13 protein-coding genes are annotated in these 13,161 nt (G+C 41.6%); 9 read left to right on the top strand and 4 right to left on the bottom strand.

Annotation, left to right across the window (positions count from 1 at the left end; genetic code table 11):
* Nucleotides 1-46: 46 nt before the first annotated feature.
* Nucleotides 47-823, top strand: a complete 777-nt coding sequence (locus BLP92_RS00285) for a gamma-glutamyl-gamma-aminobutyrate hydrolase family protein (RefSeq protein WP_090839441.1) — start codon at nt 47-49, stop codon at nt 821-823.
* Between the two features lie 141 nt (nt 824-964).
* Here BLP92_RS00285 and BLP92_RS00280 read toward each other — a convergent pair whose 3' ends face one another.
* A complete protein-coding gene (locus tag BLP92_RS00280; protein WP_090839439.1) occupies nt 965-1,588 on the bottom strand; it encodes a hypothetical protein in 624 nt (207 codons plus the stop codon).
* 394 nt (nt 1,589-1,982) lie between these two features.
* On the opposite strand from BLP92_RS00280, the gene BLP92_RS00275 reads away from it, so the two are divergent.
* From BLP92_RS00275 to BLP92_RS00250, 6 genes are all read left to right on the top strand, one after another.
* The gene (locus BLP92_RS00275; protein ID WP_090839437.1) at nt 1,983-2,345 is read left to right on the top strand and encodes a GntR family transcriptional regulator; all 363 of its coding nucleotides are present in this window, start codon (nt 1,983-1,985) and stop codon (nt 2,343-2,345) included.
* 1 nt (nt 2,346) lies between these two features.
* Nucleotides 2,347-3,219: an ATP-binding cassette domain-containing protein gene (locus BLP92_RS00270; protein WP_175444132.1), complete on the top strand. Its 873-nt coding sequence runs from the start codon at nt 2,347-2,349 to the stop codon at nt 3,217-3,219.
* Entirely contained in the window at nt 3,216-3,899 is a 684-nt protein-coding gene (locus tag BLP92_RS00265; RefSeq protein ID WP_090839432.1) for a hypothetical protein, read from the top strand. Before BLP92_RS00270 ends, BLP92_RS00265 begins: the two co-directional genes overlap by 4 nt.
* A 417-nt stretch (nt 3,900-4,316) precedes the next feature.
* Nucleotides 4,317-6,230, top strand: a complete 1,914-nt coding sequence (locus BLP92_RS00260) for a bifunctional metallophosphatase/5'-nucleotidase (RefSeq protein WP_090839431.1) — start codon at nt 4,317-4,319, stop codon at nt 6,228-6,230.
* A 140-nt stretch (nt 6,231-6,370) separates the two neighbouring features.
* Nucleotides 6,371-6,700 carry a PadR family transcriptional regulator gene (locus tag BLP92_RS00255; protein WP_090839429.1) on the top strand — a complete coding sequence of 110 codons (330 nt, stop codon included), beginning with the start codon at nt 6,371-6,373 and terminating at the stop codon, nt 6,698-6,700.
* Between the two features lie 10 nt (nt 6,701-6,710).
* Nucleotides 6,711-7,472 carry an HAAS domain-containing protein gene (locus tag BLP92_RS00250; RefSeq protein ID WP_139148901.1) on the top strand — a complete coding sequence of 254 codons (762 nt, stop codon included), beginning with the start codon at nt 6,711-6,713 and terminating at the stop codon, nt 7,470-7,472.
* Between the two features lie 417 nt (nt 7,473-7,889).
* Here BLP92_RS00250 and BLP92_RS00245 read toward each other — a convergent pair whose 3' ends face one another.
* Both BLP92_RS00245 and BLP92_RS00240 read right to left on the bottom strand, forming a co-directional pair.
* Nucleotides 7,890-9,065 carry a S1C family serine protease gene (locus tag BLP92_RS00245; RefSeq protein WP_090839425.1) on the bottom strand — a complete coding sequence of 392 codons (1,176 nt, stop codon included), beginning with the start codon at nt 9,063-9,065 and terminating at the stop codon, nt 7,890-7,892.
* A gap of 1 nt (nt 9,066) precedes the next feature.
* Nucleotides 9,067-9,942 (bottom strand): peptidylprolyl isomerase, encoded by an 876-nt coding sequence (locus BLP92_RS00240; protein ID WP_090841023.1) that lies wholly within the window; start codon nt 9,940-9,942, stop codon nt 9,067-9,069.
* 177 nt (nt 9,943-10,119) lie between these two features.
* Between BLP92_RS00240 and BLP92_RS00235 the strand changes: the two genes are divergently transcribed.
* A complete protein-coding gene (locus BLP92_RS00235; RefSeq protein ID WP_090839423.1) occupies nt 10,120-10,806 on the top strand; it encodes a response regulator transcription factor in 687 nt (228 codons plus the stop codon).
* On the top strand, nt 10,799-12,097 hold the full coding sequence (locus BLP92_RS00230) for a sensor histidine kinase (RefSeq protein ID WP_090839421.1): 1,299 nt from the start codon (nt 10,799-10,801) through the stop codon (nt 12,095-12,097). The genes BLP92_RS00235 and BLP92_RS00230 overlap by 8 nt, the downstream gene beginning before the upstream one ends.
* Before the next feature lie 96 nt (nt 12,098-12,193).
* Here the strand turns inward: BLP92_RS00230 and BLP92_RS00225 are convergent, their stop codons facing one another.
* A complete protein-coding gene (locus BLP92_RS00225) occupies nt 12,194-13,153 on the bottom strand; it encodes a class F sortase (protein ID WP_090839419.1) in 960 nt (319 codons plus the stop codon).
* Nucleotides 13,154-13,161: the final 8 nt, after the last annotated feature.

The following is a 13,161-nucleotide window of genomic DNA, read 5'->3' as shown; positions in this document are numbered from 1 at the left end:
CTACGCTTGATTTTATTAAAGTGAATTGTGAAGGGAGAGGTTTTTTATGCTGAAACCGGTAATTGGCGTACTGCCGCTTTATGACGAAGAGAAAGAAAGCTATTGGATGCTTCCTGGATATATGAAAGGCATTGAAGAAGCGGGAGGTATTCCAGTAATGCTCCCGCTTACTGCAGATAAAGAAGTGATCGGCCAGCTGGCTGAAATGTACGATGGGTTTCTTTTCACCGGCGGCCACGATATTTCCCCCACACTCTATGGCGAGGACCCGCTCGATGTCTGCGGGCCTCTCTGTCTGGAAAGAGATGAGATGGAGAAAATACTTTTCTTCCGGCTGCTGGAATTAAATAAACCGATACTGGGCATCTGCCGGGCAATTCAGCTGTTTAATGCGCTGCTTGGAGGAACACTGTATCAAGACCTTCCAACACAGCTGAAAACTGAACTGAAGCTGGTACATAAGCAGTCCCCGCCTTATCATCAGCCGAGTCATCGTGTATATATCCCGAAGGATAACTTCCTGTATCAATTGATTCAAGAGGAAGATATTCTAGTAAACAGCTATCACCATCAGGCGATTAAAAATCTATCTTCTCAGCTTACTCCGCAGGCTGAAGCTGAAGACGGAATTATCGAAGCCGCAGCAATGACAGAGAAACGTTTTGTGCTTGCTGTTCAGTGGCACCCGGAATTCAGCTATCAGAAGGACGCATTTAATCATCGGCTGTTTGCTGCACTCGTAAAAGCAGCAGAAAAGAAAATAGAATTCACTGCAGAGAAACATACTGGGTCAATAAAAGCAGCGGCAGAGCTGCAGCCATAAAAAATACCGTTTCTAAAAGCATGCAGCGGAAACTACCGCCGGGAGTCTGGCTGCCTCAATTTCAGCTCCCCGGCAACGCCACTATTCAGCAGTTAAAAATCCGACGAATTTTTCTGCATTGTTTTTTCGCTGTGGCAGTATTCAATCTTCGCTGCTGTTATCAATCAGTTCGGCTGTTAAAAGAATGACAGAAGGATCTTCCTGAAGAAATTCTTCTACCGACTCCGCGTCGAGGCTGTAAGTAGAAAAGCTGTCCCCTTCTATCTGCCGGTAGATGGCGATTACTTCTTTCTCCCCTATATTCAATTCCAGCGTTTGCTCATCTTCTACAGCAGTTGCCCAGGTTGCCGCAGCCTCTTCCTCTGATAAAAGTCTTGGGGTTTCAGAAATACTTTTTACGCTTCCTGCATCAGCAAAAGTAACAAAAGTTTCTCCCTCTTCCCCCGGATTTAATATCCCAAGTCCAAGCAATCCTTCCATAGAAGAATTTTCTTCGTTCCCTCCATAGAATCCGAAACTACCGACAACTTCCTGCAGCTCCCCCTCGGCATAGTGAGACGCCTCCAGTTCTACCATAATATTATCCGGGTCACGAAGTTCATATTCGAGCACCATGGGATAGCCCAGATTCAGCTGCCGAAATGTTTCCCCGTAAGGATCCACATCTGGGTGTGAAAACCTGATGCTGGTGCTTTCCTCTTCCCAGTCACTGCATCCGGTAAGAAGAACAGCCGCTGCTGAAAAAAGCATGAACTTTTTCTTCAATCTAAAAACTCCTCTCCCACTCTCATCTTAAAACGCATTATATTTCTGACTGAAGGGCTTTTCCTTCTATTCTGCAACGGCTGTTATTCGCAGCTTCTCCTGAAGGCTGCTTTCCATAAATGCCGCACTTTAAATTTACTATATTTTTGAAAAAGCTACAAAATTAAAATTATTCATCTTCAGATTTCATAAAAAAACACATCCTCTAATATAAGGCTTAAATGTTGATAAAAGAAAGAAATGCCTGTGAATTCTGCTTTTTCTTGTACCTCGAAGGAAGCGGAGGAACTACCCCCGGCAGGAGAACTGCAGCTGAATTTCAAAAAACAGATTGACAATTCCATTATTTAGTTATACGGTTAATTACATAAGTAACTAACCAAGGAGGTTGCCTATGAACGGCGCTTTTCAAGACGGCAGTCCCATCTTTCATCAAGTCGAAAAACGAATCTCCGATAATATTGTCAGCGGAAAACTAACGACCGATGATCAGGTGCCAAGTACGAACCAGTTTGCCAAACATTATCAAATTAATCCTGCTACTGCAGCAAAAGGAATTAATCGGCTTGTCGATAAAGGAATACTTTACAAAAAGCGGGGTGTCGGGATGTTTGTAGCTTCAGGAGCCAGAAAAAAACTTGTTGCGGAGCGGCAGCAGTTATTTTATGAAGAATTTATACTTCCAATGCTGGAAGAAGCAGAACAGCTAGACATTTCTGTCGAAGAAGTGAAAAAAATGATTGATGGAGGGATATAACATGATCATTCAGTGCGAAAAAGTAACAAAAATAAAGCAGGGTACATCCATATTAAAAGAGTTCAGCTGGGAAATTTCTGCACCTGGTATATATGCAGTGCTGGGCCCTAATGGTGCCGGTAAAACAACTATGATGCAGATTCTTGCAGGCCTTACCTCCATTGATGCCGGAATCGTTAAAGTAAACGGGGCTTCCCCATTTGAAAACAGGAAAATTTTATCCGATATCTGCTTTATTCAGGAAAGCGATAATTTTAAACCGACTCTCACTGTAGGGGATGTAATAAAAATAGTGCGCCCCTTTTATCCTGATTGGGAGCAGGAGCTTGCTGAAGAACTGCTGGGCCAGTTTCAGCTTCCGAAGAAACGCAGGCTCAAGGAGCTGTCTAAAGGTATGTCCTCCGCTTTAAATATGATTATTGGTATTGCCAGCCGTGCTGCGCTGACAATATTTGATGAGCCCTATATCGGCATGGATGCGGGAGCAAGAAAGCATATTTACCAAGTGCTTCTGGAAGATTTTATGGAGCACCCGCGGACAATTTTATTTTCCACTCACTTTATTGATGAAACTGAAAATTTGTTTGAGTCTGTGTGTATTCTGAAAGAGGGAGAAAAAGTTTTTGAAGAAAAGATCAGTTCGCTGAACGAGCGGGTCCTACGTATCCGGGGAGCAGATAAAAAAGTAAAAGGTTATGCAGAAAGCGGTGACGTGTTACACACCTCTGTATTTTTCGATGATACTACAGCCGTTGTTTTATTTCCTTCAGATAACGTTCCTCCTGTACCAAAAGATCTTCAGACAGAAAAAGTTTCTCTGCAGGATTTTTATATTCATTACACAGATCGAATGAAAGAAGGAGAAGTACAATGAACATTTACCAGTCTATCCTGAAAGTTCAGATGAACGAGCTCGGTAAGTCTCTCCGCATTTTCTGGTCCATATGGCTGTTAATTCTTATCGCTTCCTACACATTGGCTACACTATGGAATATAGATCAATTTTATTTTGTCAGCTATATTCCGGCACTTGTCTGGGTCGCGATCTACAGCTTTAAAGCAGTAAATAGTGATCTCCACTATGTCCTTCAGCTTGGTGCAAGCAGAAAACAACTCATTTTTGCTGCAGCTGTTCTTGTAGCAGGTCTTTCCTTTTTAATGACAGGGCTTCATTTCTTATTTACCGTATTCTTCAGTACCCTTGCTGAAAATATTGCTGCCATTCAGCCGATTTCTCTCATATCCTGGGCAGCGAGTGATTCTTTGAATATTTTCCATTCGCTCGTACTGGATCTTATTTCAAGTATATTTATTGGTTGTTTAATGGTATTTTTTGCATCTCTGCACGTGCGCTTTGGGAAATTACCATTATACTTAGCGGGAGCTGCAGTATTGGTGTCCCTGCCTGTCCCCTACATTCATGAACATTTATTTGAATGGATTATGCATGTGCGCAGTGGAGAAATTCTGCTCAGCCTATTAGTATTTCTTTTAGCAGGGATGGCATGTATTTACTTAAGTAAGCAGCTTTTAAGAAAAGCCTCCTTAAGGTAAATTACTCTGCTGGTAAAAATATAAGGTTCCTGCCTTACAAAGAAAATTTTTTGAAAGCAGGGATGTTCACCTGTTACGTCCTGCAGTAAAGAAATGAATGCACCCCCGCCATATTGCTTTAAATATTACTGAGCTGCTTTTTAAATAAAGCAGCTTTTTAACTTTTGCTAATTACCTTTTAATAAAGGTTCTCTGAAAATCTTTGTTCACTATGATGATATACATTAATAACACATTTATCCTTTTTCCTGTTTCTTTTTTCTGCCGGCGTTTTTCACAATTAGATACACTTTACTACCCTCTCTCCTTCTTTAGATGCTTTCCTTCTTTTCCCCTTATATTTTAATTGAAGCTTTCTAAAAATTCCCATAGTATTGGTTACGAAAGACCACAAAAATTATGAGGAGGCTTTATTACATGAAGTTTAAACGCAGTACAGCAGGACTCTTGGCCGTCGGAATTCTCGCAGCTACCGGAACCGTTGCAGCAGATGGACCTGGCAAAGGCAATGGTCCCAAAAGGTCAGTGGAAGACACTTCTATTATTGATTCATCATCGTTTTCTGTCTCTTTTGACAAGACTTTCCCTGCAGGCCAGCCGCTGGAACGAATTGTTGACGTAGAATTCACTGATACAGACGGCAATCAGATTAATGCCGGCGACTTGGAAGTTGAAGTCACTTCGGGAAATCGTTCTGAAGTTACTGTTACTCATGAAGATTTAGATGGTCAGACTGGGACGCTTACAGTTGGAGATACGGAACTGGCATTCGATCACGATACATTTGATTTAAACATTTTTCACACGAATGATAACCATGGCCGGACTGATGCTTATCCTCAGCTTGTTTCTGCGTACAACGAAGCTCAGGATACATACGGAGAAGGCCTTCTGCTGGACGCGGGGGATATCTTTTCCGGAACGCTTTACTTTAACGAATTTCGCGGCCAGGATGCTGTAGAATTTATGAATTATATGGGTTATGACGCTTTTGTTCCAGGGAACCACGAATTTGATTTAGGAGATCCTGACGAAGGACACCCCGAGCTAGTGGAATTTTTTGAAGCAGCAGATTTTCCGATTGTTGCTGCAAATATTGATTTTTCCGGAGACAGTGGGTTTGACCACCTGAACCAGGGCGGCATTTCCAATGACCCGCAGGCGGGAAATATTTATGACGGTATTATTCTGGAACAGGACGGAGAACAAATTGGTATCTTCGGCTTAGATACAGAGAATACAGTAAACATCTCCAGCCCTATGAATGTTACTTTTTCTAATTACTTAGCAGCTGCCGAGCAGGCCGTGGCAGATTTTGAAGCACAGGGTATCGATAAGATTGTAGCCCTCACACACTTAGGCTATGACAGCAGCCCTGCTATTGGCAGCGACCTTCTGCTTGCTGCCAATGTCGAAGGAATTGATGCGATCATCGGCGGACACAGTCATACTACTTTGGAAGAGCCGGTAATTATAGATACAAATGCTGACGGTGCGCCGAAGGACCCCACAATTATCGGACAGGCAAATGAATACGGTAAATTCCTGGGTGTGATGAACCTTACGTTTGATTCTCAAGGCAGAGTCGTGGACTACGCTGGAGAACTGCTGGCTGCTGAAGATTATGAAGCAGATCCAACTGCTGCAGAAATGCTGGAGCCTTATACGGAAGCAGTAGAAGAACTGCAGAATCAGCCTGCTGGGTCTTATGTGGTAAATGAACTTCCTAACCCCCGTTTAGGAGCTGACAGCAACGTAAGTGTACGTGCGAACGAAACTGCGCTTGGGAATTTAATTGCTGATGCGCAGCTCGATGCTGCATTAACTGCCAGTGACGAAGTATTGATGGCAGTGCAGAACGGCGGAGGCATCCGTGCACCGATCGCTGCTGGGGACGTGACGGTAGGAGAATTAATTACGGTACAGCCATTCGGAAACCGTCTCTCCCTGATGGAAATTACAGGAGAAGAACTGTACGAAGCATTTGAACATAGTTTCTCAAACTATCCTGAGGAAAACGGTGGATTTCTGCAGATTTCCGAAGGGACTGAAGTAACATTTGACAGTACAGAAGAGCCCGGCGACCGTGTGGAATCAATTATTGTGGATGGAGAAGAAATCGCTCAGGACAGCGAAATGTATACAATTGCGATGAATAATTTCACAGCAGCTGGCGGCGATGGCTATGATGTTTTCTCAAATATTTTTGAGGATGACCGCGTGTCGATTGTCGGATTTACTGACTGGGAGATGCTGCGTGACTACATGGCAGACCTCGGAGAAGTAGATTACAGCGTAGAAGGAAGAATTACTGATATTGCAGATGAATAAGATCATATCTAGATAAAAAACAACCGGCAGAAATTAAATTCTGCCGGTTGTTTTTTATCTTACCCTTGTATTACAAGGCAAATAGAATTATACTGCTTTTATACCTTGTAATACAAGATAATTAGATTGGTGGAAATTTAATGTCTCATACACAAATGATGAAAGGAATTCTCGATGGCTGTCTGCTGGGAATAATTAAAGGAAAAGAAACGTACGGATATGAAATGGCTGAACGACTCAGCAATTACGGCTTTAGTGCTGTCAGTGAAGGAACAATTTATCCAATTCTAATGAGGATGCAGCGTGAAGGGCTTGTTACCTCTGTTCGAAAAGAGTCAACCGCGGGGCCAAAAAGAAAGTATTATTCTCTCACTATTAAAGGGGAGCAAGCTTTAGAAGATTTTTTAATAAGGTGGAAGCAGCTTGAAGAAAATGTAAATGCTGTTATTACACAAGAAATTAAAAAGTGAGGTGAAAGTGATGGATCATTTTACATTATCTGAAAAGAGCCAGAAATTTATTGATGATTTGAGGATCTATTTATTTTCCAGTGGGAAAAACGATAAAGAAATCAATGAAATTACTGAAGAGTTGGAAGCACACATATATGAAGCAGAAATCAATAATAAATCTATTGAACAAATTATAGGAGCTTCTCCAAAACAATATATGCAGAGTATCTCACAAGAAATGAAAACAGATATTCACTCTTGGATGTTATATATTCCATTAATAATAATAGGAGCGTTTTCTTTCTCAGTTTTTGGGGACCTTCTTCAAGGAACTTTAAGTTATAGCATTATAATAATCACAGGAACTATTTTATACAGTCTTCTATTTACTGCAAGTGTGTTCACTGCCTTCCGCTATATTGCAAAAAATCAATTATCAAGAATAAAAGAATTATTAATTTTGGGTTCAGTGGTTGTGCTCAGTTTATTTTTTATTTTTGGAATAATAATTGCTGACTCTTTTTACAACTCTCCAACAATTAATTTTGGTATTATAGGAAGCATATTCACAGGGCTTATCTTTTTCAGCTTTATAATTACTTTTTCTATTTGGTCAAAAACTGTTGTTTTACCTCTTTTTTTGGCAGCAATTCATTTACCTGACCTGCTGTTAAGATATACTTCCTTTCAAGAAGAATCTCAATTAGCTATTAGTATAACAGTTACGTATATTTTTATTGCTGGATATTTATTTTACGTAGTACGTAAAGAAAAAAGAAGCTCGGAATAGCAGGGGGCAGGATAAATTTCATATTACAAACATTAACTCTGCTTTGTTAAGAAAGAAAGGACGTTCCAGCGCCGTTCGAGAATCCAAGTGACCTTTTGGAAGGTCACGAAGCCCGAGCGGAATCGATCCTGGTTTTAAAGACAATATGGCGGTCTTTGCCCCGCTGACTGTGGACCGATAAAAGCGGTGCCCGGTTAAAGAAATTAGTCCAGAATAAGTCTTTGGGTAAGCCTCTCCGTTAGTGCAGCAGTATAATTACTTCTTTTTAACAAAAATTTCTTTTTCAAGATAGCCTATATTTATTAATTAAGTATTTAAATTTGCACCCTTTTTTGAGAACTAAAAAGGACTTCCACTGTTAAGGAAGCCCTTTAAAGATTTCATTTTTTAAATCGTTCTGAAATGTTATAAATTTCTTTAATAACCTGCTTCCGAAAGCTCCACTTCCACCTGCTGCTCTTCTCCTGTACGGAGAATTGTCAGGTCAATCGTTTCTCCTGCTTCTTTTTCTGTATAAAGATACTGCCGCAGTTCCAGTACAGAAGCGATGGATTCTCCATCAATTTCTGTAATAACATCGAGGGATTCAAGCACATCCGCTGCTCCAGAACCTTCAAGCACGGTATTTACAACTACCCCCTCTTCCATCTCTTCCGGGAGCTGCAGCTGGCTCGCACGGTACTGCGGTGCAATTTCTGCTACATCCAGGAGCGTCACTCCCATGGATGGTCGGTCCACGGTCCCTTTTTCTTCGAGGTCTTCTATAATTGGCAGTGCCGAATTTGCAGGTATTGCAAGACCAATGCCTTCCACAGCATCCTGGGCAATTTTCATCGAATTGATGCCGATCACTTTTCCTTCTGCATTAATTAACGCCCCTCCGCTGTTGCCAGGATTGATCGCTGCATCTGTCTGCAGCACTTCAGACTGCCAGTCTTCTACACCGTCCTGGTTTACGTCTACCGGAATCAGCCGCTCTGTACCTGAGATTACTCCTGTGGTAACAGAACCAGAGAACTGCAGACCGAGCGGATTACCAATTGCGATTACCGGCTCTCCAGGTTTCAGCACGGAAGAATCCCCGAAATCTGCAATTGTCTCAATTTCTTCATTATCTACTTCCAGTACTGCCAGGTCCGTCCATACGTCTCCACCGAGAATTTCCGCTTCCAGTTCAGTACCGTCTGCCAGCGTCACCAGCACTTCTTCTGCTTCTTCTATCACATGATTATTCGTTACTATAAAAGCTTTTTCTCCTTCACTTTTATAAATCACACCGGATCCGCTGCCCGCCGGCTGTTCCTTTTGAGATGTCGGGACTGCAAAAGGATTTTCACTGCCGGATTGAATATTTGTAATACCTACTATTGCATCGGAAGTCGCTTCCACGGTTTCAGTTACATCGTTCGTCACCACTGTGGAAACACCCTCTGTCTGTGTTTCTTCATATACTTCCGTATTCCCCTGGGCCTCCGTCTGCGTCAGGCCAGGGACGATTCCTCCAAAAATTAATGCTCCTGCAGAAAGACCGACAATTCCCGGCGCAAGGAATTGTCTTATGTTTCTTTTGTTTCCGTCTTTATAATATCCCATACTATTCTCCTCCCTCACTTAAACTGTTTTTAATTTCATATGATTCTTTTATTTCGTCCAGCCATACTGGGTACTGCTGGTTGACTGCTTCATTAACGAGCAGTTCCCGGATATCTGATTCATTTTCTTCAAGGCTTGCTTCCTGTGCTTCTTTTTTATCTGTTACATGGATAATATGATAGCCAAACTCCGTTTCCACCGGCTCGCTGATTTCTCCTGCTTCCATACTGAAGGCTTTTTCTTCAAAAGCTTCCACCATTGCACCCTTTCCGAAGAATCCTAATTCCCCGCCGTTTTCGGCGTTAGAAGCATCTGTTGAATATTCAGAGGCAAGTTCTGCAAAATCTTCTCCTGCTTCGAGTTTCTCCACGATATTTTCAGCTTCCTCTTTGTCTTCTACAAGAATGTGGCTCGCTTCCACCTCTTCCTGCTGTTCATAATTTGCTTTGTTTTCTTCAAAATATGTTTTTATTTCTTCATCTGTTACTTCAATATCCGGACCGATCATTTTTTCTACCAGCGTATATTTTTCTATTTCTTCTTCAAAACTTTCCAGTGTCATTCCGCCTGCTGCTAAAGCTTCTTCCAGCGCTTCCTGGCTGCCGTAATTTTCTTCATATACTGCCATTTCTTCCTCAATTTCTTCCTGCGTGACGCTTACTTCTGCCTTTTCAGCTTCCTGTTTGATAATTTCTTCGTTTATCATTACTTCCAGCGTTTCTTCCCCTGTTACTGCAAGCATTTCTTCATATAAGGCTTCTTTTTCTATCACTGTATCCCCAACCGTTGCGACAGTTTCACTGTCTGTAAATGCAGTCATCATAAATACAGCGGAAGCTCCAATTACACCTGCGCCGACATATATATACTTTTTCATATTAATATCCCCTTTTTCTTTGAATTCCCGGTTTCTCTCACTGATTTCCGGTAAAATTATCTTTGATAAAATCATTATGATCTATGAACCTTAAAGAAACCTTAAAAACATACAGGAATTGCATTTTTTCCAGTTACGCTTATAATCTTATGTAATCCAGCTGAAGGAGAAGAGAATATGAAATTATTAATTATTGAGGATGACCGTCCTCTTTCAGATACGATAAAAGACACAACGAAAGAAATGTTTGAAACAGTTCAGGCTTTTGATGGAGAAGAAGGATTATTTCAGGCAGAACAAAATATATATGACTGTATTATTCTGGATGTGATGATGCCCTATATGAACGGCTATGAGGTGTTAAAAAAGCTTCGGGAGAGCCAAATAGGCACACCGGTGCTGATGCTTACTGCGAAGGATGGAATAGAGGATAAAATTCATGGTTTTAAAGCAGGAGCGGATGATTACCTTGTAAAACCATTCCACCGGGAAGAACTGCTTTTACGCCTGGAGGCAATCATCCGCAGAAGCGGAGGAGAATTTAAAAATAACGTTCTTACCTTCAAAGATTTGAAGCTGCATTTGAAAAATAAAACTGTCACCATTGAAGGAGAACCTTTAAAATTGAACGGAAAACAATTTGACCTGCTCGAATATTTATTAAACAACAAAGATGTCATCCTGACGAAAGAGCAGATTTTCGACAGGATCTGGGGATTTGAATCTGATACTTCCACTACTGTGGTCGAAGTATATGCTAGTAATCTGCGGAAAGCTTTAAAAAAATCCGGATATGATGCTTATATCCAGACGTTCCGTGGACTCGGTTATATGCTTTCAGATACTGGAGAAGGCAATGAATAACAAGCCGATCTTCAGAAGGCAGCAGCTGCGTTTTATGATTCTGAACCTCCTGGCATTTACAATAATTTTTACGATATTCGGGATCATTATTTTTACTCAGGTGCAGAATACATTATATTCGGAGACAGATAACGAGTTACGGGAGCTTCGCGAGATATTAACGAGAGAAAATGAAACTGAAGGCATTTTCGCTCCGCGGATTCTTCCGGCAAGTCCTGTAGAAGAACGTACCAGAGCCAATTTAAATCCCCGCATTATTATGCTGAACTGGAATGAAAATGGAGATAATATTAATGCGGATCAAATCGGCCTCCTGCTATACCAGAATTATTTTCAGGATTACGAGGTGGATCTGGATAATTTAAATACAATTTCCACGATGACTATACCAGGGGGCTACAGTTTCCGGTACCTGCTGTTTGAGGACAGCAGTATATTTGGAGAAACGTACTATACACAGCTTTTAGTAAATGTGGATGCAGAGCAGACTATTATATCTAATTTTGGACGGCTGATTGTGCTGTTCTCCTTCCTGTTTATTTTGCTTTCTATCTCCGCCAGCTATTATTTATCGAAAAAAATGATGGGTCCGATCGTGCAGTCATGGAATAAGCAGACAGAATTTGTGGAGAATGCCTCGCATGAACTGCGGACTCCGCTGACGGTAATACAAAACAAGCTGGAATTAATGCTTACTTCACCGCAGGAGAAAATCATGAATAAATTTGAACATATAGCGCTGAGTCTTTCAGAAACAAGGCGTTTATCCAAATTGACTTCAGATCTTCTTACACTGGCCAGAGCCGATTCAGCGGAAACACAGCTGGAGAAAAAAGATATAGAAATCGACAGCTTCATTGAAAAGGTCAGTCTTCCCTATCAGGAAATTGCCGAATCTCAGGAGAAAGCTTTTCAGATGGAACTGCAATCGCAGCTTATAATAAAAGCCGATGAAGTACGCCTGCATCAGCTGCTAGTTATTTTACTGGATAATGCGCTTAAATATACGGAAGAAGGAGACCGTATTCTGCTGAAATCATACCGGTCTTCCCATGACTTGATCATAGATGTAATTGATTCAGGGCAAGGGATTAAAGAAGAAAATCTGCATCTGGTATTTGAGCGGTTTTACCGGGAGGATAAAGCGAGGTCCAGAGAAACAGGCGGCACAGGATTGGGTTTGTCGATTGCCCGCTGGATCATCCATGCACATGCAGGTACAATTACTGCTTTTAGAAACGATCCGAAAGGAACTGTTTTTCGCGTAACACTTCCTGCAGAAGGAAAATAGAAATTCTTTCTTTCGAATTGGAAGAAGAAAGAAAATAGTCATCTCATTAAAAAGGTATGTCTGCAGGTACACATGCAGACATACTTTAAGCTGTTTTTATTTCATTTCTGACGGCGGTGATTCAATTCCTGCTTCGTTGACTGCCGTTACGTAATGCTGACTGGTTCCTACTGTTTCAGAAGTATAAGACTTTCTTTCATAAGCAGCAACGCTCTGTACAAGAATGTCTTCCTCATCTTCATTTACTTCATAAACCCGGTATCCGACAATATCATTTTCACTGACTGCATGCCAAGTGAAAACAGACCCTCTCACATCGATTTCTTCCGGTGAAGATGGTTCCGGCAGCGCTGGGACATCAGATTCTTCCTCTACCAGTTCCGTATATACTACCAGCCTTTCGTCATGCGTTCCTTCTTCCTGATTAAAAGTTCCGGTGCAGGTAATCAGATTTAAATTACGTTTCTCACTGCGTCCGAAAATTTCTTCCAGCGGCGCTTCTTTACGATCATAGGATACTACTCTGGTAACTTCAAACGTCAGCTCATTTCCTTCATTATCTGTCACCTGCACTTCATCCCCTGCAGACATTTCTTTCAAATCATAAAACACCGCAGGCCCGGATCGGCTGTCTACATGACCGGCAAGCACTGCGTTTCCCTGTTCTCCAGGCTTCACACCCGGCGCAAACCAGCCGATACCTTCTGCTGAATCCGGAACTCCCATCTGGCCGTTTTCTAAAATGCCTACTTCTTCCACAGGACCGTCTACATCAATACCAGGAATCTGCAGGCTTTCAGGAGGGAAACGCTCCGGTGCAGGTGTTTTTACTTCCTCTGCTGCTGTTTCTTCACTCATTTTCTGAAAGTGGGCAAATTCGTGCATCTCATCAAACTCCCCAGTTTCTTCTTCCAGCTCTTCGTTTGCGGAATCTTTTTCAGAGATAACCTGTGTTTCTGCAGAAGAGAAAAATAACTTCTCTGCATGTGAAAAACCAAAAGCTGTAAAACTGAAAATAAGCAGTGGAAACACTAATAAATAAAAGAATTTTTTCATATTATATC

It is taken from the genome of Alkalicoccus daliensis, assembly GCF_900103955.1.
Lineage (GTDB): Bacteria > Bacillota > Bacilli > Bacillales > Salisediminibacteriaceae > Alkalicoccus > Alkalicoccus daliensis.
This window is presented reverse-complemented; position numbering and strand designations above follow the sequence as displayed.

What these genes read in the sequence shown, in the direction of transcription:
- BLP92_RS00285 (WP_090839441.1), top strand. Translation starts at nt 47, where the DNA reads ATGCTGAAACCGGTAATTGGCGTACTGCCGCTTTATGACGAAGAGAAA.
- BLP92_RS00275 (WP_090839437.1), top strand. Translation starts at nt 1,983, where the DNA reads ATGAACGGCGCTTTTCAAGACGGCAGTCCCATCTTTCATCAAGTCGAA.
- BLP92_RS00270 (WP_175444132.1), top strand. Translation starts at nt 2,347, where the DNA reads ATGATCATTCAGTGCGAAAAAGTAACAAAAATAAAGCAGGGTACATCC.
- BLP92_RS00265 (WP_090839432.1), top strand. Translation starts at nt 3,216, where the DNA reads ATGAACATTTACCAGTCTATCCTGAAAGTTCAGATGAACGAGCTCGGT.
- BLP92_RS00260 (WP_090839431.1), top strand. Translation starts at nt 4,317, where the DNA reads ATGAAGTTTAAACGCAGTACAGCAGGACTCTTGGCCGTCGGAATTCTC.
- BLP92_RS00255 (WP_090839429.1), top strand. Translation starts at nt 6,371, where the DNA reads ATGTCTCATACACAAATGATGAAAGGAATTCTCGATGGCTGTCTGCTG.
- BLP92_RS00250 (WP_139148901.1), top strand. Translation starts at nt 6,711, where the DNA reads ATGGATCATTTTACATTATCTGAAAAGAGCCAGAAATTTATTGATGAT.
- BLP92_RS00245 (WP_090839425.1), bottom strand. Translation starts at nt 9,065, where the DNA reads ATGGGATATTATAAAGACGGAAACAAAAGAAACATAAGACAATTCCTT.
- BLP92_RS00240 (WP_090841023.1), bottom strand. Translation starts at nt 9,942, where the DNA reads ATGAAAAAGTATATATATGTCGGCGCAGGTGTAATTGGAGCTTCCGCT.
- BLP92_RS00235 (WP_090839423.1), top strand. Translation starts at nt 10,120, where the DNA reads ATGAAATTATTAATTATTGAGGATGACCGTCCTCTTTCAGATACGATA.
- BLP92_RS00230 (WP_090839421.1), top strand. Translation starts at nt 10,799, where the DNA reads ATGAATAACAAGCCGATCTTCAGAAGGCAGCAGCTGCGTTTTATGATT.
- BLP92_RS00225 (WP_090839419.1), bottom strand. Translation starts at nt 13,153, where the DNA reads ATGAAAAAATTCTTTTATTTATTAGTGTTTCCACTGCTTATTTTCAGT.